Origin of the sequence: Paenibacillus sp. FSL H8-0259 (assembly GCF_037963255.1) — a bacterium.
Taxonomy (GTDB): Bacteria; Bacillota; Bacilli; order Paenibacillales; family Paenibacillaceae; genus Paenibacillus_AQ; species Paenibacillus_AQ phytohabitans.
In genome coordinates, this window is record NZ_CP150147.1 from 5224901 (window position 1) to 5249237 (window position 24337).

General features: G+C 53.1%; 29 protein-coding genes. All 29 read right to left on the reverse strand.

The genetic code is table 11. The features are described from left to right. Positions 1–49: 49 nt before the first annotated feature. The 29 genes from trpA to plsY all read right to left on the reverse strand — a co-directional run bounded on the left by trpA (position 50) and on the right by plsY (position 24334). The gene (gene trpA, locus NSU01_RS22610; protein WP_039301845.1) at positions 50–871 is read right to left on the reverse strand and encodes a tryptophan synthase subunit alpha; all 822 of its coding nucleotides are present in this window, start codon (positions 869–871) and stop codon (positions 50–52) included. Then, positions 871–2067, reverse strand: a complete 1197-nt coding sequence (gene trpB, locus NSU01_RS22615) for a tryptophan synthase subunit beta (RefSeq protein WP_039301842.1) — start codon at positions 2065–2067, stop codon at positions 871–873. The genes trpA and trpB overlap by 1 nt, the downstream gene beginning before the upstream one ends. Continuing rightward, positions 2064–2744 carry a phosphoribosylanthranilate isomerase gene (locus NSU01_RS22620; RefSeq protein ID WP_076243342.1) on the reverse strand — a complete coding sequence of 227 codons (681 nt, stop codon included), beginning with the start codon at positions 2742–2744 and terminating at the stop codon, positions 2064–2066. The genes trpB and NSU01_RS22620 overlap by 4 nt, the downstream gene beginning before the upstream one ends. Then, positions 2737–3567, reverse strand: coding sequence for an indole-3-glycerol phosphate synthase TrpC (gene trpC / locus NSU01_RS22625; protein WP_076243343.1), 831 nt, complete (start codon positions 3565–3567; stop codon positions 2737–2739). The genes NSU01_RS22620 and trpC overlap by 8 nt, the downstream gene beginning before the upstream one ends. After that, positions 3557–4597, reverse strand: coding sequence for an anthranilate phosphoribosyltransferase (gene trpD, locus NSU01_RS22630; RefSeq protein WP_042138619.1), 1041 nt, complete (start codon positions 4595–4597; stop codon positions 3557–3559). The genes trpC and trpD overlap by 11 nt, the downstream gene beginning before the upstream one ends. A gap of 133 nt (positions 4598–4730) precedes the next feature. Continuing rightward, positions 4731–6287 carry an anthranilate synthase component I gene (gene trpE, locus NSU01_RS22635; RefSeq protein WP_042138620.1) on the reverse strand — a complete coding sequence of 519 codons (1557 nt, stop codon included), beginning with the start codon at positions 6285–6287 and terminating at the stop codon, positions 4731–4733. A 351-nt stretch (positions 6288–6638) separates the two neighbouring features. Further along, positions 6639–7010, reverse strand: coding sequence for a chorismate mutase (gene aroH, locus NSU01_RS22640; protein WP_042138621.1), 372 nt, complete (start codon positions 7008–7010; stop codon positions 6639–6641). Then, a complete protein-coding gene (gene aroB, locus NSU01_RS22645) occupies positions 7004–8107 on the reverse strand; it encodes a 3-dehydroquinate synthase (protein ID WP_076243344.1) in 1104 nt (367 codons plus the stop codon). Before aroB ends, aroH begins: the two co-directional genes overlap by 7 nt. 1 nt (position 8108) lies before the next feature. Beyond that, the gene (gene aroC / locus NSU01_RS22650; RefSeq protein WP_039301829.1) at positions 8109–9278 is read right to left on the reverse strand and encodes a chorismate synthase; all 1170 of its coding nucleotides are present in this window, start codon (positions 9276–9278) and stop codon (positions 8109–8111) included. 186 nt (positions 9279–9464) lie between these two features. Further along, a complete protein-coding gene (locus NSU01_RS22655) occupies positions 9465–9641 on the reverse strand; it encodes a hypothetical protein (protein WP_171716680.1) in 177 nt (58 codons plus the stop codon). 108 nt (positions 9642–9749) lie between these two features. Next, entirely contained in the window at positions 9750–10553 is an 804-nt protein-coding gene (locus NSU01_RS22660; RefSeq protein ID WP_039301821.1) for a protein-glutamate O-methyltransferase CheR, read from the reverse strand. A 27-nt stretch (positions 10554–10580) separates the two neighbouring features. Further along, entirely contained in the window at positions 10581–11024 is a 444-nt protein-coding gene (gene ndk / locus NSU01_RS22665; protein ID WP_039301819.1) for a nucleoside-diphosphate kinase, read from the reverse strand. A 137-nt stretch (positions 11025–11161) separates the two neighbouring features. After that, positions 11162–12130 carry a polyprenyl synthetase family protein gene (locus tag NSU01_RS22670; RefSeq protein ID WP_076243345.1) on the reverse strand — a complete coding sequence of 323 codons (969 nt, stop codon included), beginning with the start codon at positions 12128–12130 and terminating at the stop codon, positions 11162–11164. Further along, positions 12127–12987: a menaquinone biosynthesis protein gene (locus NSU01_RS22675; RefSeq protein WP_042138623.1), complete on the reverse strand. Its 861-nt coding sequence runs from the start codon at positions 12985–12987 to the stop codon at positions 12127–12129. Before NSU01_RS22675 ends, NSU01_RS22670 begins: the two co-directional genes overlap by 4 nt. A 3-nt stretch (positions 12988–12990) precedes the next feature. Next, positions 12991–13593, reverse strand: a complete 603-nt coding sequence (locus NSU01_RS22680) for a flavin prenyltransferase UbiX (protein WP_076243346.1) — start codon at positions 13591–13593, stop codon at positions 12991–12993. Continuing rightward, on the reverse strand, positions 13590–14465 hold the full coding sequence (locus NSU01_RS22685; protein ID WP_039301813.1) for a UbiA-like polyprenyltransferase: 876 nt from the start codon (positions 14463–14465) through the stop codon (positions 13590–13592). Before NSU01_RS22685 ends, NSU01_RS22680 begins: the two co-directional genes overlap by 4 nt. Beyond that, positions 14458–15210 carry a demethylmenaquinone methyltransferase gene (locus tag NSU01_RS22690; RefSeq protein WP_144026033.1) on the reverse strand — a complete coding sequence of 251 codons (753 nt, stop codon included), beginning with the start codon at positions 15208–15210 and terminating at the stop codon, positions 14458–14460. The genes NSU01_RS22685 and NSU01_RS22690 overlap by 8 nt, the downstream gene beginning before the upstream one ends. A gap of 3 nt (positions 15211–15213) precedes the next feature. Continuing rightward, a complete protein-coding gene (locus NSU01_RS22695; RefSeq protein WP_042138625.1) occupies positions 15214–16083 on the reverse strand; it encodes a heptaprenyl diphosphate synthase component 1 in 870 nt (289 codons plus the stop codon). A 113-nt stretch (positions 16084–16196) separates the two neighbouring features. Beyond that, the gene (locus tag NSU01_RS22700) at positions 16197–16736 is read right to left on the reverse strand and encodes a hypothetical protein (RefSeq protein ID WP_042138626.1); all 540 of its coding nucleotides are present in this window, start codon (positions 16734–16736) and stop codon (positions 16197–16199) included. A gap of 107 nt (positions 16737–16843) precedes the next feature. Further along, a complete protein-coding gene (gene mtrB, locus NSU01_RS22705; RefSeq protein ID WP_042138627.1) occupies positions 16844–17092 on the reverse strand; it encodes a trp RNA-binding attenuation protein MtrB in 249 nt (82 codons plus the stop codon). Between the two features lie 110 nt (positions 17093–17202). After that, positions 17203–17475: an HU family DNA-binding protein gene (locus tag NSU01_RS22710; protein ID WP_019909963.1), complete on the reverse strand. Its 273-nt coding sequence runs from the start codon at positions 17473–17475 to the stop codon at positions 17203–17205. 365 nt (positions 17476–17840) lie between these two features. Continuing rightward, positions 17841–19319 (reverse strand): stage IV sporulation protein A, encoded by a 1479-nt coding sequence (gene spoIVA / locus NSU01_RS22715; protein WP_039301803.1) that lies wholly within the window; start codon positions 19317–19319, stop codon positions 17841–17843. A gap of 755 nt (positions 19320–20074) precedes the next feature. Further along, positions 20075–20827 carry a DUF3939 domain-containing protein gene (locus NSU01_RS22720; protein WP_076243347.1) on the reverse strand — a complete coding sequence of 251 codons (753 nt, stop codon included), beginning with the start codon at positions 20825–20827 and terminating at the stop codon, positions 20075–20077. 51 nt (positions 20828–20878) lie between these two features. Beyond that, the gene (locus tag NSU01_RS22725; protein ID WP_042138629.1) at positions 20879–21247 is read right to left on the reverse strand and encodes a 2Fe-2S iron-sulfur cluster-binding protein; all 369 of its coding nucleotides are present in this window, start codon (positions 21245–21247) and stop codon (positions 20879–20881) included. 25 nt (positions 21248–21272) lie between these two features. Continuing rightward, positions 21273–21890: a hypothetical protein gene (locus tag NSU01_RS22730; protein WP_076243348.1), complete on the reverse strand. Its 618-nt coding sequence runs from the start codon at positions 21888–21890 to the stop codon at positions 21273–21275. 80 nt (positions 21891–21970) lie between these two features. Continuing rightward, positions 21971–22150 (reverse strand): DUF2768 family protein, encoded by a 180-nt coding sequence (locus NSU01_RS22735; protein WP_039301791.1) that lies wholly within the window; start codon positions 22148–22150, stop codon positions 21971–21973. Between the two features lie 191 nt (positions 22151–22341). Next, entirely contained in the window at positions 22342–22617 is a 276-nt protein-coding gene (locus NSU01_RS22740; RefSeq protein ID WP_039301788.1) for a stage VI sporulation protein F, read from the reverse strand. 66 nt (positions 22618–22683) lie between these two features. Then, positions 22684–23724 carry an NAD(P)H-dependent glycerol-3-phosphate dehydrogenase gene (locus NSU01_RS22745; RefSeq protein ID WP_039301785.1) on the reverse strand — a complete coding sequence of 347 codons (1041 nt, stop codon included), beginning with the start codon at positions 23722–23724 and terminating at the stop codon, positions 22684–22686. After that, positions 23717–24334: a glycerol-3-phosphate 1-O-acyltransferase PlsY gene (gene plsY, locus NSU01_RS22750; protein ID WP_039301782.1), complete on the reverse strand. Its 618-nt coding sequence runs from the start codon at positions 24332–24334 to the stop codon at positions 23717–23719. The genes NSU01_RS22745 and plsY overlap by 8 nt, the downstream gene beginning before the upstream one ends. Positions 24335–24337: the final 3 nt, after the last annotated feature.

Here is a 24337-nt window from a genome sequence, read left to right on the forward strand (position 1 = left end):
CCTCGCTCTCTAGAAGTAATTGACTAGTATCAGGTCAGTATGCAGACCGTTATGGTCTTAATTGTGCCACAAATTCACGAATTTGCAACAGTCCGGCACTTCTTGTCTCCGGCTGGGCCAGCAGAGGAATAACATCCTCCACCTTGCGGACAATGGCACTGCCGACGACTACACCATCGCAAATCTTCGCAAACCGGGACACCTGTTCTCCAGTGGAAATCCCGAATCCTACAGCGATCGGCAGGTCTGTAGAGCGGCGGACGGACTGAATGAAGTCATCCACCCCGGTATGAAAGGTAGAACGTTCTCCGGTTACACCAAGCGAAGATACGCAGTAGACGAACCCGCTGGCGCCGGAAACAATCCGTGCAATCCGCTCACTGGAAGTCGGGGCTACCAGCGGAATCAGATTCACTCCGGCTGCACGGCTGCGCTCACGCATGTCCTCCGACTCTTCAACAGGCAGATCGGGAATAATCAGCCCGCTGATTTCATGGGCATCCAGCTCGGCGAAGAAGGTATCCAGTCCCATCTGCATCACCGGATTATAGTAGGTGAACAGGATGAAGGGCAGCTGGCTGCCGGCCTGACGTGCCTTAAGGGCTGTCTCCATGCAGGTGCGGAGATGAATGTTGCTGCGCAGGGCTCTGGAGGAAGCCCGCTGAATGACCGGACCGTCGGCTAACGGGTCGGAATAGGGAACTCCGAGCTCCAGAATGTCCGCACCGGCCGCCTCCAGCTCAGCGATAATATCCAGCGTAGTCTCAAGATCAGGATCGCCTACGGTAAGAAAAGGAATCAGGGCTGCCCGGCCCTCTGCCCGCAGCTTTTTGAAGGTCAGATCCATCCGGTTTGTAGTTTCGGTAGTCATTATTTCCCCGCCCCTTCCGTATACGCCATGATCGATTCCACGTCTTTGTCGCCGCGTCCGGACAGGCAGATGACTACAATATCATCCTTGGTCAGTGTCTTGCCGAGCTTCACCACATGGGCAATCGCATGGGCAGATTCGAGGGCAGGGATGATGCCTTCTGTCTGACAGAGCAGCTTCAGCGCATCCAGCGCCTCGTCATCCGTAACCGGCACATACTGTGCGCGGTGAATATCCTTGAGATAGGAGTGCTCGGGGCCGACACCTGGATAATCCAGTCCGGCCGATATGGAATGGGCTTCGGTCACCTGTCCGTGCTCATCCTGCAGCAGGTAGCTGAGCGATCCCTGGAAGACGCCATGACTCCCCTTACTCATAGTTGCTGCATGGAACGGAGTATCAATTCCCTTACCGGCAGCTTCAACACCAATCATACCAACCTGCTCATCCTCCATAAAAGGATAGAACATGCCGATGGCATTACTGCCTCCGCCTACCGCGGCAACCAGCAGATCCGGCAAGCGTCCTTCAGCCTCCAGAATCTGGCGGCGGGTCTCATCCCCGATAATCCGCTGGAAATTACGGACCATCATCGGATAGGGATGCGGGCCTACCGCAGAGCCAAGAATATAGAAGGTATCCTCAACGTTGCTCACCCAGTAGCGCAGTGCCTCATTACCGGCGTCCTTCAGGGTTCTTGACCCGGAGGTTACAGGAATCACCTCTGCACCAAGCAGCTTCATACGGAAGACGTTCAGTGCCTGGCGGCGGGTATCCTCTTCGCCCATGAATACCTTGCATTCCATACCAAGCAAGGCTGCAACTGTAGCGGTAGCCACGCCGTGCTGGCCGGCTCCTGTTTCGGCAATCACCTTGGTTTTACCCATCATTTTGGCCAGAATGCCTTGTCCGATAGCGTTGTTGATCTTGTGCGCACCTGTATGATTCAGGTCCTCACGCTTCAGATAGATCTTGGCTTCTCCCAGATGCTTGCTTAGCCGCTCCGCATAATACAGCGGGGTCTCGCGTCCGGAATACTGCTTAAGCAGGTAATCTATTTCCTCCTGAAAAGCCGGGTCTGCCGAGAATTTACGGTAGGCCTCCTCCAGCTCAATCAGTGCATTCATCAAGGTTTCAGGAACGAAGCGGCCTCCAAAAGAACCAAAACGTCCGTTCTTGTCCGGTACTTGTATCATGATTGCTTCACCCTTTCCACGAAAGCTGTCATTTTTGCGATATCCTTAAGGCCGTTACTTTCCACTCCGCTGGATACATCCACGCCATATGGAGCGTAGCCGTCCAGCAGCTCATTCACGTTGTCCGGATTCAGTCCTCCGGCTATAAATAAAGGCAGCGCATAGTCCGCAGCCGCTTGCTGGTAGAGCGGAATCTGTTCCCAGTCAAACGTACGTCCGGAGCCTCCGCTGCCCTGCGGATCATAGGTATCCAGGAGCAGCGCATCGATTGTGCCGGCGTAGCTCTCCAGGAGAGCACGAATGTCTATTCCTGCTTCAGGGGCATGGCCTGCTACAGAAAGTGCCTTCCATACTTGAATCTGCGGAAAAGCCTGCTTGACCCCGCTGCAGAACAGCGGGCTCTCTTGCCCATGCAGCTGCACGACGTCCAGCGGTACTGTTCTGAGCAGCTCTGTCAGCTCTGTAAGCTGCGGATCGACGAAGACTCCCGCAACGCGGGGTGCTGTCCCAGTCTCCCACTCCTTCAGCTCTGCAACAAGCTCGGCAGCAGCTTCAGCAGTCACTCTGCGGCGGCTCGGGGCAAATACCAATCCGATATAATCCAGAGGCAAACTCTTCATAGATTTTAGCACTTCAACGTCCTGAAGTCCACAGATTTTTACGAGTGTATCAGCCATGCAGCGCACGGTCCTTCCCTGCGGGAAGCGGTCCGAGCAGCTGATGGACAGCCTGCTCTACATCCGGCTGGCGCATCAGATATTCTCCTACCAGCACGCCGGTAGCCCGGGTCTTGCTTAAGAATGCGATGTCCTCCGGACCGGTAATCCCGCTCTCACTGATGACCGGCAGTCCCTCCGGAAGCAGTGCCGCAAGCTCGGCTGTGGCAGAAAGCGCGGTCTCAAAGGTCTTCAGATTCCGGTTGTTGATGCCAAGCAGCACGCCGGGATGAACAGCCTTGCCTGTGGCCAGCACCATTTCCAGTTCAGCACGGTCATGCACTTCAATCAGGATATCCAGGCCAAGCGCTGCAGCGGTATCGGTGAATGCGCTCAGCTGTTCAGATGTCAGAATAGCGGCAATGAGCAGAATAGCATCTGCTCCCAGCAGGCGCGCTTCGTAGATCTGCTTCTCATCAATGATGAAGTCTTTGCGCAGCAGAGGAAGCTCCACCGCTTCCCTTACCTGCTGCAGATACGATCCGCTGCCCTGAAAATATTCCCGGTCCGTAAGCACAGACAGGCAGTCCGCGCCTCCTGCTGCATAGCCTTTAGCAATCGCAACCGGATCAAAATCGGCACGGATCAGGCCTTTGGAAGGCGAAGCCTTCTTCACCTCGGCGATCAGCCCCATGTCCCGGTTCCGCCGTCCGGTCAGCGCAGCGCGGAACCCTCTCGTTGCAGGCAGAGCAGCGATAGCCCGTTCAGCCTCTTCCAATGAAAATGTCTTATTTAACGCCTCAACCTCTTTCACTTTGGTGGCAACAATCCGGTCAAGATACATAATCAAGCTCCTTCGTCATGGCTTTTAACTGTTCCAGCTTGCGCAGTGCTGCTCCTGAATCCACTACCTCTCTTGCCCGGTCTACGCCTTCCCGCAGTGTATCTGCAAGACCGGCAACATAGATGCATGCCCCTGCATTCGCTAATACGATATCACGGTATGGATTGATTTGTCCTTCCAGCACTGTAGTGATAATTGCCGCATTCTCGGCCGCATCACCTCCGAGCACATCCTCCAGCGGATGCTGGCTCAGCCCGAGCTCCTGCGGTGTAACCTCGTAGGTTGTGACCACACCATTTCTCAGCTCGGAGACCTGGGTCGGCGCCGAAATGCTGATTTCATCCAGACCGTCCAGACTGCTGACAATCATTGCCCGCTTGGAGCCCAGCTCGCCCAGTACTTTGGCCACAGTCTCCGTTTTGTTGCGGTCATAGATGCCCATGAGCTGCCGGTCAGCTCCTGCCGGATTCGTCAGCGGGCCAAGCATATTGAATACAGTACGCACACCCAGCTCACGGCGGGGAGCAGCAGCATGCTTCATTGACGGATGGTAGATTTGTGCGAACAGGAAGCAGATCCCTATGCTGTCCAGACATTGCCGGGCCTGCTCCGCATTCAGATGAATATTGACGCCGAGAGCCTCCAGTACATCGGCGCTGCCCGCTCTGCCGGAAGCCGAACGGTTGCCGTGCTTCGCAACTCTTACAGAGGCGGCTGAGGAGATGATTGCCGAGGCGGTGGAGATATTAAATTTATGGATACCGGAGCCTCCGGTGCCGCAGGTATCGAGCAGCTGGCTACGTTCCGTAAGTACCGGAGTCCCGAAACCGCGCATCGCTTCCGCGAACCCGGTGATTTCCTCTACTGTTTCACCCTTGATACGCAACGCCGTGAGCAGTGCTCCGATCTGCGCATGTGTTGCCGCCCCCTCCATAATAATCCCCATTACCTCCCGTGCCTGGGTGCGGGTAAGATCCTTTCCTTCGATTAATCCGGCAATTCCTGATTGTATTAACTGGCTTGCTTCCATATTGATTCCCTCCTAAGAGTTTTGTAGGCGGACTTCCTGAATCAGCTTCTTACAAACCGGCTCCGGAAGCATACGCCAAAAATAGTATGGAGCATTCTCTGCTCGTCTTAGCTCATCTCTGCTTATCCCCGGCTCACGGGGTATATTCGTACATATAGTCCTGATTGATAACCTGCTTCTCCTTAACCTCCGCGGGGAACATGGCTTCGGCCATCCGGATCGCCTTCAGCATGCCCTTGGCCTTGTTGAGAGTCTCTTCATATTCCTTCTCCGGAACCGAGTCCCAGACAATTCCCGCTCCAGCCTGCACATAAGCCCGGCCTTTGCGGAAAATAATTGTGCGAATGGTTATGCAGGAATCCATATTCCCGGAGAAGCCGAGATAACCGATGGCGCCGGCATAAGCACCGCGTGCTTCCTTTTCCAGTTCGGCAATGATCTCCATCGCCCGCAGCTTCGGTGCCCCCGATACAGTCCCTGCCGGGAGGCAGGAGAGGAAGGCATCGAAGAAATCTTTATCGTCGGCCAGCGTCCCGGACACGTTCGAGACGATATGCATCACATGCGAGTATTTCTCGATCTCCATGAACGAGTCGCATTTCACCGTGCCGAACTTCGACACACGGCCCAGGTCATTACGGCCCAGATCCACTAGCATCAGATGCTCTGCGCGTTCCTTCTCATCCTCCAGCAGTTCAGCGGCGAGCTGGCGGTCCTGCGCCTCGGTCTCCCCGCGCGGCCGGGTTCCGGCAATCGGGCGGGTCTCAACCCTTCCGCTGCTATCCACCTTAACCAGCGCTTCCGGTGAAGTGCCTACAATGATCTCTTCGTCCATTTTCAGATAATACATATAAGGTGAAGGGTTCAGCGTCCGCAGCATCCGGTACACATGCAGTGGAGACACCTCGGTTTCTATATGCAGCCGCTGGGACAGCACCACCTGGAAGATATCACCGGCGCGGATGTACTCTTTGGCCTGCTCCACGTTGCTGATGTATTGTTCCTTGGTCAGGTTGGAGTGAATCTCACCCAGCTCAATGTCCTGAGGGATGCTGCGGCGGTTGACGTTCTCCTTCGGTCCTTCCTTTTGCAGCTCTTCAGCCATATTCTCCAGGCGGCGGCTTAGTTCCTCGTAACCTGCGCGAATCTCGGAATCGGTATTGCCATCCTTGATGTGCAGATTGCCTACCAGCAGAATCTGCTGCTTCACATGATCGAAGACGATGATGCGGTCACAGAACATGAAGCGGATATCATCCATATTCAGATCATCTACGGCATGCGCGGACAGCTTCTCGTAATACTGCAGCAGATCATACCCGAAGAATCCGATAGCACCGCCCGTAAACGGCGGCATCCCGTCCAGCTTGGGACTGCGGTAGGAGCGCAGCAGCGCCTTAAGCTCCTCGACAGGTTTGCCGGGCAGCTGTTTTTTTTCACCGCCCACTTCAACGTGAATCAGGCCTTTTTTGCCTGAAATCATCAGGAACGGATCACTGCCGATAAAGGAATAACGTGCCCATTGACTGCCGCCCTCTACACTCTCCAGCAGGAATGCACGATCCTGCTCCGCAAAACGCTGGAACAAGCGGATGGGTGTTTCCATATCGGCCAGCAGCCTTTTCACTACCGGGATCAGATTATACTTCCGCGACAGCGACACTACTTCTTCAATGCTCGGATTCGTCACTTGGCTAACCTCCTGGGATTCTATAGGTAATGTCCGAAATACAGAAAAACCTCTACCGGAGTAGAGGTTTGTGTTAGCAAGTATGTGAATAAGCGCCTGGGACCGGCAAAAACCAAATCGAGTACAGATCATCCCCTCAGAGGATACACTTATAGCGTATGGGCAGCTGCTGCACAAACTCTATACGGTATGCCAAAAAAAGAATGCTGATAATCAATGGTCTGCTCTTCAAAAAAAGTCCTGCACTCTGCTCAACTATACTCATCTAAACTAAACTATACTCTGCTTCACTCGGCTAACTACACTATACATGATGACGGCAGTTCATGACAACCCCGCATATGTAATTTATTACTTGCCCTGTGAGAGATCCGGACGAAGCCGCTGGGCTTCATTCAGATACACATGGCGGATGTCCCGCTGTGATTTATCCGTATTCACCTGAACCATCAGGCGGATGCACTGCGGCAGGCTGCCTTTGACCGGAATCTCCACCGAACACATCAGCGGCACCATTTCCCAGCCTTCAATCTCACGGATGGCACGCGCCGGAAAAGTGGCGTCCAGGTCTGCGGTCATTGTGATCCAGACACTGCAGATATCCTCGGCGATAACATCGTTGCGCTCAACAATTTCCCTCAGCAGCACAACAGTCTCGCGTAAAATTTCGGTTTCCTCATTCTTCGTTACGGTTGTTGCACCGCGTATCCCCCGGTTCACCATGGGCTTTCCTCCTTCTTGAGCTGGGCGATAACCCCGCGCACATCACTTGCCTGCACATCGCCCACAATACTGACAGCGCCGATGTCGTCCGGCACGATAAAGGTCATTCTGCCTTCCTTGAACTTCTTGTCATGCATCATGGCTTCCATCAGCTCATCCTCACCGTAGTCCGCCGGAAGTCTGACCGGCAGAGACAACGCGGTGAGCATAGATACCGTATCTTCATAGATCGCTCTGTCCCGGCCCAGCTTCGCGGCCAGCAGTGCTGATCCGGCCATTCCAATAGCAATAGCCTCACCATGAAGAAATACGCCGTAGCCGCCTACTGCTTCAATGGCATGTCCAATGGTATGTCCCAGGTTCAGAATCGCACGCTGCCCCTGCTCCGTCTCATCATTGCAAACAACGTCAGCCTTGATCGCACAGCCGCGTTCCAGCGCGTAACCCAGAGCCTCCGGGTCCAGGGCAAGCAGCTCTCCGGCATGCTCACGGCACCAGTACGCGAACTCTTTGTCAAGGATCAGACCATGCTTCACAACCTCAGCCAGTCCCGAAGCAACCTGGCGTGGAGGAAGTGTAGCAAGGGTGTCCAGATCGTACAGCACCATGGACGGCTGGTAGAAGGCGCCAAGCATATTCTTGGCCAGCGGATGGTTGACCGCAACCTTGCCGCCTACACTGCTGTCGTGGGCGAGAATCGTGGTGGGAATCTGCATGAATCCGATTCCCCGCATATAAGAGGCGGCGACGAATCCGGCCAGATCCCCTACAACCCCCCCGCCAAGCGCCAGCACTGCAGAGCTGCGGTCCAGCCCGCCCTGAATGGCTGTCGTAATGACCTCTTCATAGACGGCCAGAGATTTGGAAGCTTCACCAGCCTGAATCACATGGCTGACCACCGTATATCCGCTGCCGCGCAGGGATGCCTCTACCTGATCCAGATAACGCGGAGCCACTTCACTGTCCGTGACAACCAGCAGCGGACTGCGCTGCGGGAAACCGGCTTCTATGCAGCGTTCACCAATATTCTGCAGCAGTCCGCTGCCGATATAAATAGGATAAGAGCGTTCACCCAGAGCTACCGTAATGCTGCGCATCTTAATAGCTCTCCAGCTGCGCCAGGTAATTATTATAGTTGGCTTGGATCTCTTCCATTGAATCGCCGCCGAATTTATCCAGGAAAGCCTTGGCAATCTCCCAGGCCACCACATTCTCCAGTACAACACAGGCTGCCGGAACCGCACAGGCATCCGAACGCTCCACCTGGGCAGTGAATGGTTCTTTCGTATCGATATCCACACTTTGCAGCGGCTTGTACAGGGTCGGAATCGGCTTCATTACTCCGCGGACCACCACCGGCATCCCGTTGGTCATACCGCCTTCAAATCCGCCCAGCCGGTTGCTCGCCCGGTAGTATCCCTGTGAGGCTTCATACATAATCTCGTCATGAACCTGAGAACCGCGCAGCTTACCGGCCTCGAAGCCGATGCCGATCTCCACGCCTTTGAAGGCATTAATCGACATAACAGCTCCGGCGATGGCTCCATCGAGCTTGCGGTCAGACTGCACATGACTGCCAAGGCCGACCGGCAGACCCTCGACAATACATTCCACAATCCCGCCGATGGAGTCGCCTTCTTCCTTGATCTTGTCTATGTAAGCCTCCATCTTCTGTTCCGTCTCTTTGTCGACGACTCTCACAGAGGACTCTTCGGTCTGCACGATCAACTCATCTACCGTGAGCTGGTTGGCAGGTGCTTCGATTTCACCGATGCGGATCACTTGTCCGGCAATCTTCACCCCGAATGCCGCCAGCAGCTGGCGGGCTACTGCGCCTACTGCAACCCGGGCAGCCGTTTCACGGGCGCTGGAGCGCTCCAGTACATTGCGCAGATCCGTAAGGTTATACTTCAAGCCGCCGTTCAGGTCGGCATGTCCGGGACGCGGACGGTTGACCCGGCGCTTCTCCTCATCACTGCCTGGAATCGGCTCGATGTTCATAATGTTCTTCCAGTGCGTCCAGTCCTTGTTCTCCACCACCAGGGCTACAGGGGCACCCGTTGTGGAACCGTGGCGCACGCCGCCTACAATCTCGGCGGTATCCTTCTCAATCTGCATCCGGCGTCCGCGGCCGTAGCCCTTCTGTCTCCGGTGCAGCTGGAAATTAAGCTCTTCGAAATCAAGTGTCAAATTGCTGGGCAATCCCTCAATAATGGCTGTAAGCTGGGGGCCGTGCGTTTCCCCCGCTGTTAAATAGCGTAAACTCATGCTGCGTTCCCCCTTCATACTTTTAGACTGTAAACCGCTAAAATGTTAAATGTCTTTGCTTATTATAGTATAGGCCATCGGCTTTGACAAGAAAGTGATCACCTTAAAGAGCCACTCTATTCCTAAACAAGAACAGCGCCGCTCCTGCTCTTTCGAGCAGAAACGGCGCTGCTGTGCATCCCCGCCCTAAGAGCCTGTCTCCAGCTGCCGGTCACCCGGTGCGGGAGGCAGGCTGCCGGTTCTGCCCTCCTCCGCTGCAAGCAGGCTCTGCAGCTGCAGCTCCTCAATCCCGAGAACCTGTCCGCATTCGCGGACTGTGAGGAAGCCGCGTCGATACGCGGCTATAACCTTGCTTTTGTCCATCTAATATAACGACCTTTCACTTGGCATACGGTTTCTACTCTTCAGTATCACTGAAAAGAAGTTAAAGTATACCTGTAGTGACAGGCCCTGCGGATAAGCAGCAGCTGCCTACTTCTTGCGGTAGAAGAAGGTTTCTGTAGATTCGAAGCCATACTGCGCAGGCGTGAAAATCTGTTCCGTGCTGCCCACGAACAGATAGCCGCCGGGACGCAGGCTGGCCGAGAATTTGTGATACAGCTTATTCTTGGCTTCTTCTGTGAAATAGATCATTACATTCCGGCAGATGATCAGGTCGAAGCCTTCATCAAACTTATCGAGCAGCAGATTCTGCTTGCGGAAATCGATACTCTTCTTCAGTCCTTCACTGACCTTGAACACGGGTCCCTCCGGAGTAAAATACCGGTCAGCCACATCTTTAGGGACATCTTTCAAGGATCGCTCCAGATATAACCCCTGCTTCGCTTTGGCCAAGGCCCCGTCATCAATATCCGTAGCCAGAATACCAGTCTGGGCCAGAATATTCTTGTCTGACAGGATCATCGCCAGTGTATACGGTTCTTCTCCGGTAGAACAGGCGGCACTCCACAGCTTCAGTCTGCGGCCGGAACGCTGAAGATCAGGCAGAATAACATCCCTTAATACTTCCCAGCGGTTCGGATTACGCCAGAATTCGGAGACATTAATGGTCATCCGGTCGAGAAATTCATAGAATAAAGCCTTGTCCTTCATCATTGCTGCATAAAAATCACTAAAAGAATTGTAACCGTTCTTCATGCGGAGCGTCGTAAGACGCCGCTTCATCTGCGCTTCCTTGTACTGGGCGAGATCAATTCCGGTGCTCTGTTTGACATTATGAATAAATCCGGTGTAATCCGGGTCTGGGGTTAATGCGGGTTCTTCACGTTCTGCCATAAATATTCTCCTGTCTTCCGCCGGACCTTACATCCAGACTGAGATGTCTTTGTTATACTGGGCCAGTTCAGACGGAGCAAAGAAATTGGCAATTTCACGTGCTGCGCTTTCCGGCGAGTCTGATCCGTGGATCAAATTAAGCGGGGTGTGGCTGGCATAGTCACCGCGGATCGTTCCCGGCAATGCCTCGCCCACTTTGGTTTTGCCGATCAGCAGACGCGACAACGTTACCACATCATCGCCTTCCCATACCATGGCAAACACAGGACCGGAGGTGATAAAGCCTACCAGTTCCGGGAAGAAATCTTTACCTTCATGCTCTGCGTAGTGCTTCTTGGCTTGTGCTTCCGTAATGGTAATCAGCTTCGCCGCAACCAGCTTGAATCCCTTATCCTCCAGGCGGGCGACAATACGCCCGATCAATCCGCGTTGTACACCGTCCGGTTTGATCATCAGATACGTTTGTTCCATAGAGTCACTCTCCATTTCCCCAATTCTTAATGAATGCTAGGTTTGTCTATACGGGATTGCATAATCAGGTTGTTCATTTTCTGATATTATCAGAAACCTCGTCATCTGTGAACGCTTAATCTGCGGAAGCTGCCAGATTAATAAGCGCGTCCTGTGACAAAAAAGGCGATGTCGCGCAGATTACGTTTGGTCCGGTTGCCCGGGAGCTGCTCCAGCGCCTCAAGCGCCTTGGCGATGTAGCGGGAAGCCAGCTCCTCCGCACGGGCAATTCCGTCCCCGGAAAGGATCAGGTCGATTGCACGGCCAACCCCGCCATTCCCCCCGCGGATCAGTTCCAGCTCTTCCATCAGTCCTTCGCGCAGCCTTGAGTCCTGCAGGCTGTAAATCACCGGCAATGTAATGTTGCCCTGGCGCATATCGCTGCCCGGCGGCTTGCCGATTTGCTTCTCCGTTCCGGAAAGATCGAGCAGATCATCACGGATCTGAAACGCCATCCCCACGTTGTATCCGTAATTATAGAGCAGCCTTGCTGTCTCCGGCTCTGATTCTGCAGCCAGGGCGCCGAGCTGACAGCTGACGGCTATCAGCAGTGCTGTCTTGCGGCGGATTCTCCGCAGGTAATGACGCACGCTCTGCCCGCTGTTGAAGAAATCACGAATCTGCTCCATCTCTCCGATCGACATCTCCACCATAGCTTTGGAGAGAATCTGATGAATCCGGGGATTCTTCAGCTCCGAAGTCATGACCAGTGCCTTGGCATAGATATAGTCGCCGGTATACATGGCGATCTTGTCGCCCCACTTCGCCTTGACGGTGGGCTCTCCACGCCGGAGTTCAGCATCGTCGATGACATCATCGTGGACAAGTGAAGCGCTATGTATCAGCTCCAGCGGAATCGCTACACGCTTCAGCTTGTCGAGGTCATACTGTCCGAATTTGCCGCCCATGAGGACAAATACCGGACGAAGGCGCTTGCCTCCCGCCTTGAGCAGGTGCAGCGAGGTTTCTGTCAGCAGGTCATCATCACCCTGGACACTGCGGTACAGTTCCTTTTCAATCTGATCCATATCTTTGTTCAGCAAGCCGAATATTTGCATTCGCTTCATTCTTTCACCCGTGTCAGCAGATTGTGGCTCCAAAGCTCCATCTTCACTTCCTGCGGCAGCAGGCCCATTTCATAGGCATAGCGGAAATAGAGGTTCAGACCTTCCTGCTGCCTTTCCCCAAAGTCGTAACATAAATTACGGAAGTAATCATTCCAATAGGATGCAGTACCTCCGATGGTGCAGCGGGCTTCATGTGTAATTGGCGCCAGCTCACGCAGGCCTCGTCTTTTGCTGACCGCAAAGGCTTCCGCTATCTCGGCAATCGCTTCCGGATTACGCAAAGCAGCCCTGCGGTTAACTGCCCAGACGGCAAAAGTCATGCTGAGTCCGGTCCATTCCTTCCATAGCTCACCCAGATCCGTTACGTAATATCCCTGATCCTGCCAGGATGCCCGGATGGCATGATCCCCGATCAGCAGACAGGCATCTGCCTGATCCATCATTTCGTTCAGATCAGGAGGGACACTGATGTATTCAGGGGTGGCACCTATAGCTTTGTCCATCAGAATTTTCAGCAGATTGACAGAAGTGGCCGATGTATTCGTTACGGCGATCCTGCCGCTGCCGATAGACTGCACCGGCATTCTTGAGAAGAGCAGGATCGATTTGACCGGCCCGTCAGCACTGACGGACAAATCCGGAAGCAGCAGAAGCCGGTCGCTGGCCGCTGCGTACGCGAAGGAGGATAATGCGCCTACATGTATGCTCCCGTCGGCCATGCCTTGATTGAGAATGGCGGGTACTTCACTCACCATCTCTGCCGGGAAGCTGAGAGAAGAAGGATGGAAATTATGAAATACCGGCCATGAGTTGGTGTAACTGATTTTACCGATAACGGTGTGCTCTGGATGTGTCATCCTTCATTCCCCCCATCTGCGAAATAAAGTATGTTCAATATTAAAGCTGTCCAGCACTTTGCCTACCATGAAATTAATCAGATCATCGATTGTTGCGGGTCCAAAATAAAACGCCGGCATCGCCGGGATAAGCTTGACTCCCATCCGGGACAGCTTCAGCATATTCTCCAGGTGAATCGCGTGCAGCGGTGTCTCCCGGGGAACAAGCACCAAGGGGCGCCCTTCCTTCAGCATGACATCTGCAGCCCGCGTCATCAGATTGTCAGAACTGCCCTGCGCTACAGCAGACAGTGTTCCCATCGAGCAAGGCATAATGATCATCCCTTCCGTCCGGAAGGAGCCGCTGGCAATCGAAGCACCAATATCTGCGATAGGGTGATACAGAAGAGAACCGGGATAGCTGCTGAACCGCCCGTCCAGAAACCCTTCCCGGTCTGAGGCCGTGAAGCCTAATTCTTCTTTGAAGACGCGCCAGCCAGCATTGCTAACCACCAGATGTACCGTGTAACCGAGCGAGAGCAGGGTTTCTGTCAGCCGGATGCCGTAGATCCCTCCGCTCGCGCCGGTAATGCCAACCACGAAATTTTTAGGCTTAAGCTCGGTCATTTGTAGAACTGCACCACCAGGTCAATCAGAGTAAAGGAAAAGACTACAATACTAAGCACCCCGTTCATTGTGAAAAACGCCGTCTGCAGTTTACTGAGGTCGCTCGGGGATACGATATAATGCTCATAAAATAAAATAATGTAGGCAATCAGCATACCTGCCACATACCACCAGCTCAATTCGGTAATAAAGAGCAGCGATACAAATCCGATTCCCGTAAGCAGATGAAACACCTTGGCAATAAGAAGCGCACGGGCAACTCCGAAGCGGACAGGAATAGAGTAAAGACCTTCCTTAAGGTCGAATTCCACATCCTGGCAGGAATAAATAATATCAAAACCCGCTGTCCAGAAGACGATAGTGAAATAGAATACCATGGAGGTCCAGTCTACAGTGCCCGTAACGGCAACCCAGCCTCCGAGCGGCGCAAGCGCGATCGTAAGACCGAGAATCAGGTGGCAAGCCCAGGTGAAGCGTTTCGTGAACGAATAGAACACCAGCAGGAAAACAGCAATCGGGAGCAGCTTCGCTGACAGCGGATTCAGCTTAAAAGCAGCCCAGAACAGCAAAAAGAACGAGAAGGCGATAAATAGCGATACTTCTCCAACCTTCAGCAGTCCTGCAGGAATCGCTCTCCCGGCTGTCCGGGGATTCTTCGCATCGCTGATCCGGTCGATCAGCCGGTTAAGCCCCATAGCCGCGCTGCGTGCACCGAACATGGCAATCACAACCCAGCCGATCTGGCTCCAGGAAGGCAGTTCACCAAACATTACGACCGATCCGAGCAAAGCGCCCATAAAAGCAAAGGGTAATGCAAAAACCGTATGTTCAAATTTAATCATTTGTAGAAAGATGCCGATTTTCTTAAACATTGCTGTTCTCCTTGAGCCCAATATGTAATGCCGCGATGCCGCCGGTCAAGGGGAAGGATTCCACTTTTTGCAAGCCGGTTTCACGGAAGATCACTGCCAGCTGCTCTCTGTCCGGGAACAGGGCGAGTGACTCGGGAAGCCACTTATATTGCTCATACCGCTTGGCAAAAAGCTTGCCGAGCAACGGAAGCACACGCTGGAAATAGAAAAAATAAATCCCCTTGAACGGCTGCTTCATCGGCTTCGAAAGCTCCAGGCATACCACCATACCGCCCGGCTTCACCACACGCTTCATTTCGTTCAGCACTTGAACGGGATCAGGCACATTGCGGAGTCCGAAGCCAATCGTCGCATAATCGAAGGAATTATCACCGAAGGGCAGATCCATCGCATTACCCTGAATCAGGGATATCCGGTCCTGGAGTCCGCGCCCCTCTACCTTGCGCTTGCCGACCTCCAGCATGCCTGCACTGAAATCCAGTCCCATGACACAGCCGGTCTCACTGGCCTCAGCCAGGGCGATGCTCCAGTCGCAGGTCCCGCAGCACAGATCCACTGCCGAATCCCCGCGCTTCATGTTCATCTTGCGCATTGTAAACTTGCGCCACGCTTTGTGGCGGCGGAAGCTTAAGATATCATTCATCAAATCGTATTTGCCGGCAATGCTCTCAAATACGGAATGTACGAATTGTTCTTTCGGCTTGATGCCTTGGTCACCCATAACGGAAGTTTTATCTACAGTCATCCTCTAACCCTCCACGGCAGCTTGTCCGGAAATTTTCATTTGCAGAAGAAGGCGGTCCAGCGCAGCACTCAGCTCACTGATCAGTTCCTCGTCCTTGATACTCTGCAGCAAGCCCTGAATGGACTCAAGCGATGCATGCAGCTTGTCTGTCAGCAGGGCATCACATTTGCTTCTTAGCTTAAGCTTCTTCCAGTCCCTGATGTCCAGCTCCTGCTCTCCCAGCAGCTGGAGCTCCTCTTCCGTCGCCGACTCCAGCACCTTCCAGTAGCAGTAGCCTTCCAGAGCACTTACTGGGTCTGCGCCGCGGCGCAGCTCCTGCGTTACGGTTTCGCACTGGCTGAACTCCACCAGCAGCTTCTCCCAGCTATCCCGGAGCGGCTCCTCAATCATCGGTGTAAAAGAAAGAAACAGCCTCATATTGAGCTGTACCGTGTGCTTCAAATATTGTTCGGCTGTGAAAAGCAGCCCTTTCATCTTGCCGTAAAGATTAGCCTTCATCACATTAAAATCAGCGATAGCCGTACTTAGAATACCCACCATCTCAATTTGTTCGTGTTTGGCGAGCAGGTGATAGAACCAGCTGCTGAAGTAATCGCCGGCCAGCACCTTAAGCTGGCGGGAACGCATCATATCACCGCCGGGCTCATCATGATAACGGTCGATGCTCTCATGTGTGTCCAGCCCGAGCTGCACAAGCCCGGTCACCAGAGTGAACAGCTCTCCACTCTGGAATCCGGCACTCCGGCCGTGACCCAGAAAAATATATAACAAATGACCCCGCCCGTCTGAGAACGGCGGCAATTCCGTATGCCGCTGAATCATGTCGTAGTCGGTGTAGGGTTTAGCCAGTTGCGGTATGCGGTACGGTTTCATTTCAGCCTCCGAAGCCATTGACGTTTGACTATATCTTTGTTCACAATCTTGTCTATTATATCACATGTTTTTTGGTCACGCACGGTCGTGCATTCTAGTTTCTTTTACCCACTTCAGGGATAAATGAACTGTTTTTTCCACAGCTCGCTTTCACTAATGCGGAAGCCGTTCTTCAGCGAATCGGGCAGCGGGGAATTGCCGGCATTCTGCAGCTCATCCTGCAGCCGGGGAGACCATTCCTCCCGGCGGATGTCACCAGCCAGCAGCAGGCGGCGGGTATCCAGCCATTTATCCTCAGCCACCACTCGGAGCAGCAGCTGATTGACATTACCGGTCTCCTGAAAGGCAAAAGCAATCGCCAGCGCCATGTTCTGATACAGCTCCTGCGGTTCGTGGTCATTGCCGGTCACCTTAAGATCCAGGGTTAACACCAGGTCCTTCCAGCCTGCCTTGTCTATAACCAGGCTAAAGGGAATCTCCCCGAGCCTATCTACCAGATTGTCATCGCCCAGAACGGTGCTATCCCGGCTTATAGTCTCCACTGTACCATAGGCGCCCTGGGGGACTGCCCCGAGACTGGCGAGCTGAGGCAGCAGCATGGTAGATGCCGCGGTCAGCAGCAAGACAGTTCCAATCAGCCAGCTACGGTTCATGACAAGCCCCCTTACTCAGAATTTCCGCTGCGCAGCAGGATTATACTGAACCGCAGACAGCCCTATATCTAGTTATATTTTGAAAAAAAGCAGGCTATGCCTGCTTCTCAGCTTTCACTCTCTAATTGTCCGTGTTTGCTCCAGATTTCAGCTTTCCCGCGGATTTTCATTGCTGATGTATGATCTGTGAATTGGGCAATGAGGACTTCGCCTTTATCAAGCTTCTCCGTATGGTGAAAGCGGGTATCCAGGCCCCTTGTCAGTCCGATGACCTGAACTCCGTTTTCTTTGGCTTTGATTACGATATAATCGCTGCCTGATGGTGCAGGATTCACTTCATTGTGCTTCTCAGTCATTTGTGATCCTCCTTAAAGTATGGTAAGCCTAAGCTTCTAAAAAACAAATGCCGCCTTGGAGGGCGGCATAGTTGTTATTCAAAGACTATGGGATAGATATGTAGAAATCTCTATTTGATTCCGTCTTTCAGCGCTTTACCGGGTTTGAATGCCGGTACCTTGCTCGAAGGAATTTCGATTTCTTCACCAGTCTGCGGGTTACGGCCTTTACGTGCGGAACGTTCGCGCACTTCAAAGTTTCCGAATCCAACCAGCTGTACTTTATCTCCGCTTTGCAGTGCACCTGTGATAGCTTCGAAAACGGCATCTACCGCTTTAGTAGCATCTTTCTTGGGAAGTTCAGTTGCTTCTGTAACTACGTTGATCAAATCTGATTTGTTCATGTTTTCTCACCTCCCTGGGCAAATTTCCGGTATCATACACTGTTTCCGTTTCAACGCAAAATATACGTGATAATCCCGTTTATTACTGGATACTGGCGCCTCTCTTCTAGAAGCGCAACAAACTTATAGTAATACAGCCCACCCATAATTTCAAGGCGTTACTCAAAAAAGGAGCAGAAAGTAGCATTTTTCCACATGTTTTCGGGGTTTCGCGCAGTCTATTACTACCAATTATTCCGTAAAATCGGAGTCTTCCCTGGGAGATTCCCCCTTTTGCCCGCCGGTAAGCTATCTTCGAAATCTTAAAAATCAGCAGCAAAAAAGAGCGGAAATTCTTCCGCTCTTATCGCTAGGCCTGCTTACATTTAGAGAATTATGGCAATCAGTCCGCCTGAACCTTCGTTAATAATCCGGCCCAGCGTTTCCTGCAGCTTATAGCGGGCATTATCCGGCATCATGGCAATCTTGCCCTGGATGCCCTCACGGACGATGGAATGCAGGGAACGGCCGAAGATATCCGATTCCCAGATCTTGATCGGGTCATTCTCAAAGTCCTGCATCAGGTAACGCACCAGCTCTTCACTCTGCTTCTCTGTGCCGATAATCGGCGAGAATTCAGATTCGACATCGACCCGGATCATATGGATCGAAGGTGCTGTAGCCTTCAACCGGACCCCGAAGCGGGAGCCCTGACGGATCAGCTCTGGCTCATCCAGAGCCATCTCAGCCAGGGATGGGGCTGCGATACCATAACCTGTAGTTTTGACCATCTCCAGAGCTTCCGAGAAGCGGTCATACTCACGTTTGGCATGGGAGAAGTCCTGCATCAGCTGGAGCAGATGGTCTTTGCCGCGGATCTCCACGCCGACCACCTCCATGAGAACCTGATCATACAGCTCTTCAGGAGCGTATAGATCGATCTCCGCTACCCCCTGGCCCATGTTCATGCCGCTGAGGCCAGCCCTGTCGATGAAATCATATTCTGTAAACTGGGAGACGAGCCGGTCCACATCCCGCAGGCGGCGGATATCCTTCACCGTATCGCGGACAGAATTCTCATAGCTGCTGCGCAGCCAGTGATTCTCGCCCAGCACCATAACCCAGCTTGGCAGATTGACATTAACTTCATGTACCGGGAATTCATACAGCACTTCACGGAGTACCCCGGTCACATCATCTTCCGTCATATTGGCGGCGCTGAGTGTCATTACCGGAATATCATATTTGAGTGCGAGCTCATTGCGCAGCTGCTGTGCTTCCTCACTGCGCGGCCGGGTGGAGTTGATTACAAGCACAAACGGCTTGCCAACCTCCTTCAGCTCAGCGATGACGCGCTCTTCAGAATCCACATATGAGTTCCGGGGAATTTCAGCAATCGTACCGTCCGTTGTCACTACCACACCGAGTGTGGAATGCTCCTGAATCACTTTGCGTGTGCCGATCTCAGCCGCTTCCTGGAACGGAATCGGTTCCTCAAACCACGGTGTTGAGATCATACGCGGACCATTCTCATCCTCATAGCCTTTGGCACCTTCTACCGCATAACCTACACAATCGACCAGCCGGACATTGACTTCCAGACCTTCTGCCACCTTGATCTGCACCGCGTTATTCGGTACAAATTTTGGCTCAGTGGTCATAATTGTTTTGCCCGCCGCACTTTGCGGCAGTTCATCCACTGCTCTTACCCGGTCCGCTTCACTTGTGATGTTCGGAAGAACAATCGTTTCCATGAACCGTTTGATGAATGTCGATTTCCCCGTGCGAACCGCGCCGACGACGCCGAGATAAATGTCTCCGCCGGTACGCTCGGCAATGTCCTTGAAAATATCCACTTTTTCCAAAAGAGATCCCCTCCTCATATTACTCCGAAGAAAAAATGCCTGAAGAGCATCGACTTCGCGTTCCGCCGGCAAACTGACCCTTGCAGGACAACCACCGGACTAAGCTTTGCCCGCCCGAAGCCTAGCTACTGCCTGAGGCGGAACATGTTGCCCCGCGCTAAACTCCGAATGCTCGGACATGCATTTGGACTAGTATCATCATATGTATCCAGAACGGATTTATGACCCTCGTCCGTGCATTTTGCAGTTGAAATTTTGTATGCCCGCTCTAGCACGCCAATGCGTCACGACGCCCGGAAGTCTTCTCATCAATCCTATGAAGCCGGGTTTTCGCCTAGAACCACTATATGGTTTGACTCAGGTATTTTGTTTTGAGTGCACGCTCTAACTGTATTTTGTGCAACTAAAGCGGTCGATTAGCATGCCACTAGAGCTTTAATTGTATTTTCTACATCTAAAAATCCCCATAACGCGATAAAAGGGCTTTCCGCTAATTTTAGTTGTACAGAATACAGTTAATCTGAAAAATCCGTTTTTTCACCGTCTTTTAACTGCACGAAATACAACTAAACATCGTGCACTCCAAACTATTTACGCCTTGATCCACCAGGTTGCCGCTGCGGACTGCCAAAATAATCAGTAAATCCGTGGACAACTGCCGGGGGAGCGAATCTAACTGCAGGGCTTACACTGAATAAATTCTGTACAAATACAAAAAAGCACCGAAATTATAATCCGGTGCTGATCTAAAGCTTCTATTCCGTCGGAGCCTGCGGAACCGGCTGGCCGTCAACCCACAAATAAGGCAATGACTTAACGGGCACGTAATACGACGCCTGCTCCAGCTCCAGACGCAAGTCGCGGTCTGCCTCAGGCGCCCCGCCATTCTTATCTATAGCTGAGCTGATATCCGCACCGTAATCGGCATATACCGTACCGTCCTTGTCCATAAGGAACTGCAGGGCCTGGCCGGAATACACACTGTTCAGCTTAATAGACGCTGTTCCCGCCTTCTTGGCATCAATTGCAGAGAGGCCCGGATACACTTCTTCTTCCGCCGGCAGTTCTCCACCATGTGCGGACTTGTAGAGGTTAACCTTGCGCTGTACATCGTTAACCTTCTGCACGGTCACCAGGTCCATCAGCTTCACCTGAGGATCACTTTCTTCGTCCAGAATCAGAAAATACGCGCTGCCGCCCTTCTCAAAAGCCGCTGCCGGTATTTCATCCAGGTACCCTGCCTGCTGCAGTTTATTCAGATCGACCACGAATTTCTCATATCTTGGCGTTGCTTCATCGCTGGTCTTAATCGGAAGCAGGCCTTCCTGCTCCTGATAGTCATCTACCGCTGCCTGCACCCGCTTCACACTCTCGCGGTACCCGCTGCCGGGCTGCCGCTGCTCAGAATCCCCGGGATACATGCAGCCGCCAAGTGACCATAGCAGCAGGGCAACCCAAGGCAGCAGGGCTGCTCTTCTCAGTGATTGCCGGCGTTTCACCTGATACATGGAGTTGATAAATACGCCCCCTTTCTCTGGTTATCTGCTAAGCCTTCCCAGTCACCATAAGTCCTCTGCTTCTCCACGGCGCGCAGCTTCCAGTCTGCGGCGTACGGCCGCCTTAAGCGGGTCCTCGGGAATGTGCACGCTCACATCCTCCCAGACAGCGGCCTGGCAGGCCAGACGGACGCCTTGATCCAGCAGGCTGCCCAGCTTGCGTCTCTCGGCATCTGAAGGAGGTCTCAGCGCTGCTGACTCTCCGGGATCTACTGACACTTTGCACATCAGGCATCCGGCTTTACCGCCGCAGCGGGTGGGCAGAACGATTCCGGCTCTGTGTACCGCCTCAAGCAGCGATACTCCATGTGGCACGGAGACACGCCGGGTGTCGGGCAGGAAAGTGACATTTATTTTTTTATGAGATGCCATGATGTTGTTCCTTCCTTGGTTCATCTTAAATCTCTATGGATGTGGATATCTCCAGCAATGCCTCCAGCTTCGCCTGCAGGTGATCTTCCAGATGGTTCTCTTGAATTAACTGATACAGCAGCGGGAGATGGGCGGCCTTATCCTGTTTGATCAGCCCCGCGATTGCCTGGCAGCGCGCGTCCCTGCCCCGCAGCAGATTAAATATCAGCTCATGAACCACCGGCATCAGACGCACAAGGCCAATCCCTTCGTAATTGCGTACCGGGGCATACTGCTGCAGCATGCCGGCATCCACTGAATATTGCCATTCGCCGCTGCCCATTCTGAACCCGCCCACCAGTTCAACCTTGGCCTCCCCCATGAAATAGAGAGCGCGCAGTGAATAACAGCTTCCGCTGAAATCCTCTTCCGGCGGACTGACTGCATACCGGAGAAGGGATTGATGAAGCTGCCAGGTATCCTTCAGGTCGCAATAGACATCAATATCACGCGGCGGGACAGCCAGTTGGGCCCCGTGCAGCAGCAGCCCGCAGCTCCCTCCCAGAAGCCAAACAGGGGGCTTGCCCAGCCCGTAGTATTCTAAATCTTCTACTATGCTGCCCAGCGCTGTCTCAAGTGCATAGGGGATTCCTGAACCGGTCATAGATCAACACACGCTCCATTCCTGTAAAATCATCAATCGATTCTGTCAGAAATACGTCTGTCTGAGTGTATTGTAAATGCTTACATAATTGAAGCGGCTCCGCCTAATATCCCGATCAGCATAATCACAAATGCAAGTACGGATAGTACGCCTCTAAGCCAGCCCTTGGTCCTGCTGCGTGCAAATGTAATCAAAAAAACGGATAAACCCATAATCAGTACCGCAATCAGAGACAGCCACATTTTCGTCATTGGATCCATAGTCCATGCGCCCCCATTTCACTATACCCGGATTGCGACTATTATAGCGTGAAACCTTAGATATTATAAGTCTTTATATTAAAAAAAGAGCAAAAACCTCGGAATCTGGCTAGATTCCCGGGTTTTTGCCCTACACAAGCAGACAAGCAATTTGCCAGCCCTGGAGGGGTGGCTCCTTTATGCATGATATGCTATTTTTTCAGCAGCATTTTCATTAAAGACTCCATCGAACCGGAACCCGCGCCGCCTTTTTTAACGGCATTGATGATTTCCTGCACGGTAGCTTCACTGACTGGCACTTTGGCCATTGCTGACACCTGCTTAATTAACTGGCGGAGCTGGGCTTCATTCTGCGTGGTGCCCGGCTTGACCGTCCCGGCCAGCTTCTTGATGGCACCTTCCGTAATGTTCTTGCCCGCCTTCTTGTTAATGGCGTTCAAAGCATCCTTGGAAAAATCTCTGCTCACTATTCATCCCTCCTCCGTCAATCCCCAATACAACATATGAGGCTCTCCGGCAAAAGGTGAACGCGATCAGGAATGCCATTGCTCCCAGGTTTCCTGTGAAATGGCTTCCATCTCTGTCTTGCGGTCACGGCCCATCAAGGCTTCCACCGCATTACGCGGTGTTCTTCCCTTGAACAGCACATGATAAATCTGGTCCGTAATCGGCATCTGCACGCCTAATTTAAGCGATATCGCATAAGCAGCTTCCGTTGTCCGGATACCTTCCACTACCATGCCCATGGACTCCAGCACCTCTGCCAGCGGCTTGCCCTGGCCCAGCATGGAACCAGCACGCCAGTTGCGGCTGTGCTGGCTGGTCGCCGTCACGACAAGGTCACCGAGTCCGGCAAGACCGGAGAAGGTCAGCGGGTTCGCCCCAAGCTCTACGCCAACACGAGAAATCTCGGCCAAGCCGCGGGTAAGAAGCGCTGCTTTGGCATTGTCCCCGAAGCCCAGCCCGTCCGATAGCCCTGCACCCAGCGCGATAATATTCTTCAGTGCGCCAGCCAGCTCTACGCCGACCTGATCGCGGTTGGTATATACCCGGAAGTCATTGTTAATGAACAGTCCTTGCGCTGCAGCGGCACGGCTATCGTCAGGTGAAGCCACCACAACGGTAGTCGGACAGAGCCGTACTACTTCCTCCGCGTGACTCGGGCCGGAGAGGACAACGACCTGACTTTCATTGCAGCCAAGCTCTTCTGAGATCACTGTCGACATACGCTTCATGCTCTCCGTCTCAAAGCCCTTCGTAGCATGAATACAGAGCATATCTTCCTTCCAGAAGGGCTTCAGGCTGTGCGCAACCTGGCGCATTCCGGAAGAAGGCGCAACAATAACTACTGCCTTCGAACCGGAAACAGCCGTCTCCATGTCCGTAGTGGCAATAATGTTCGCAGGAAGAGTGATTCCCGGCAGAAAATGATGATTCGTATGGGCTTCATTAATCTCGGCAGCTTGTTCGGGTTTTCGCGTCCACAGATAAACCTCCGAGTGGTTAGCCGCCAGCACAGTGGCCAGCGCAGTTCCCCAACTGCCCGCGACCAGCACGGTTACTTTATCAGACAACGCGATTCGCCTCCTTAACTTTGGAGCCGATTTTGTTCTCCCGGCCCTGTGAAATCTTAAGTATATTGCTGCGGTGACGCCAGAACGCAAACAGTGCGATAATCAGGCTACCCCATAGCTCAGGCGTTGTGAACCCGGTAAACAGCAGAAATACCGGTGTCAATGCCACGAAGATCAGAGAACCCAGCGACACATACCGGGTCAGAACGATTGCCAGAATAGCAATCAATCCAGCAATTAGTGCAGGCCAGAATACAAGCGTAGCCATTACGCCAATTGTCGTTGCAATGCCTTTCCCTCCGCGAAAGTGAAAATAGAGCGGCCAATTATGCCCGATGATGGCAGCGATCCCACAGCCCACTGCAATCCAGGTTCCCCAGCCGCCGGCCCATGTTCCAAGCCAGACTGCGGCAATTCCCTTCAGTACGTCCAGAAACAGCACCAGTATGGCCGGTCCCTTCCCCATTACCCGCAGTGTATTGGTTGCCCCCGCATTGCCGCTTCCATATTGGCGGATGTCGATGCCTTTAAGCAGCCGGGCGAGCAATACACTGAAGCTGATAGAGCCAAGCAAATAGCTTACAACGATAACCAGAAGTTCAAACGCCACTAC

Coding starts and splice junctions, on each gene's coding strand:
- NSU01_RS22720 (WP_076243347.1), bottom strand. CDS start 20,827: ATGTATCAGGTGAAACGCCGGCAATCACTGAGAAGAGCAGCCCTGCTG.
- NSU01_RS22680 (WP_076243346.1), bottom strand. CDS start 13,593: ATGACCGAGCTTAAGCCTAAAAATTTCGTGGTTGGCATTACCGGCGCG.
- trpD (WP_042138619.1), bottom strand. CDS start 4,597: ATGGAAGCAAGCCAGTTAATACAATCAGGAATTGCCGGATTAATCGAA.
- aroH (WP_042138621.1), bottom strand. CDS start 7,010: ATGGTGAACCGGGGGATACGCGGTGCAACAACCGTAACGAAGAATGAG.
- ndk (WP_039301819.1), bottom strand. CDS start 11,024: ATGGAACAAACGTATCTGATGATCAAACCGGACGGTGTACAACGCGGA.
- trpB (WP_039301842.1), bottom strand. CDS start 2,067: ATGATACAAGTACCGGACAAGAACGGACGTTTTGGTTCTTTTGGAGGC.
- NSU01_RS22710 (WP_019909963.1), bottom strand. CDS start 17,475: ATGAACAAATCAGATTTGATCAACGTAGTTACAGAAGCAACTGAACTT.
- NSU01_RS22620 (WP_076243342.1), bottom strand. CDS start 2,744: ATGGCTGATACACTCGTAAAAATCTGTGGACTTCAGGACGTTGAAGTG.
- NSU01_RS22695 (WP_042138625.1), bottom strand. CDS start 16,083: ATGAAACCGTACCGCATACCGCAACTGGCTAAACCCTACACCGACTAC.
- mtrB (WP_042138627.1), bottom strand. CDS start 17,092: ATGACTGAGAAGCACAATGAAGTGAATCCTGCACCATCAGGCAGCGAT.
- NSU01_RS22670 (WP_076243345.1), bottom strand. CDS start 12,130: ATGAAGCGAATGCAAATATTCGGCTTGCTGAACAAAGATATGGATCAG.
- NSU01_RS22685 (WP_039301813.1), bottom strand. CDS start 14,465: ATGTTTAAGAAAATCGGCATCTTTCTACAAATGATTAAATTTGAACAT.
- NSU01_RS22700 (WP_042138626.1), bottom strand. CDS start 16,736: ATGAACCGTAGCTGGCTGATTGGAACTGTCTTGCTGCTGACCGCGGCA.
- NSU01_RS22690 (WP_144026033.1), bottom strand. CDS start 15,210: ATGACTGTAGATAAAACTTCCGTTATGGGTGACCAAGGCATCAAGCCG.
- NSU01_RS22725 (WP_042138629.1), bottom strand. CDS start 21,247: ATGGCATCTCATAAAAAAATAAATGTCACTTTCCTGCCCGACACCCGG.
- NSU01_RS22660 (WP_039301821.1), bottom strand. CDS start 10,553: ATGGCAGAACGTGAAGAACCCGCATTAACCCCAGACCCGGATTACACC.
- aroC (WP_039301829.1), bottom strand. CDS start 9,278: ATGAGTTTACGCTATTTAACAGCGGGGGAAACGCACGGCCCCCAGCTT.
- trpC (WP_076243343.1), bottom strand. CDS start 3,567: ATGTATCTTGACCGGATTGTTGCCACCAAAGTGAAAGAGGTTGAGGCG.
- aroB (WP_076243344.1), bottom strand. CDS start 8,107: ATGCGCAGCATTACGGTAGCTCTGGGTGAACGCTCTTATCCTATTTAT.
- trpA (WP_039301845.1), bottom strand. CDS start 871: ATGACTACCGAAACTACAAACCGGATGGATCTGACCTTCAAAAAGCTG.
- NSU01_RS22655 (WP_171716680.1), bottom strand. CDS start 9,641: ATGGACAAAAGCAAGGTTATAGCCGCGTATCGACGCGGCTTCCTCACA.
- NSU01_RS22735 (WP_039301791.1), bottom strand. CDS start 22,150: ATGGATCCAATGACGAAAATGTGGCTGTCTCTGATTGCGGTACTGATT.
- NSU01_RS22730 (WP_076243348.1), bottom strand. CDS start 21,890: ATGACCGGTTCAGGAATCCCCTATGCACTTGAGACAGCGCTGGGCAGC.
- NSU01_RS22675 (WP_042138623.1), bottom strand. CDS start 12,987: ATGACACATCCAGAGCACACCGTTATCGGTAAAATCAGTTACACCAAC.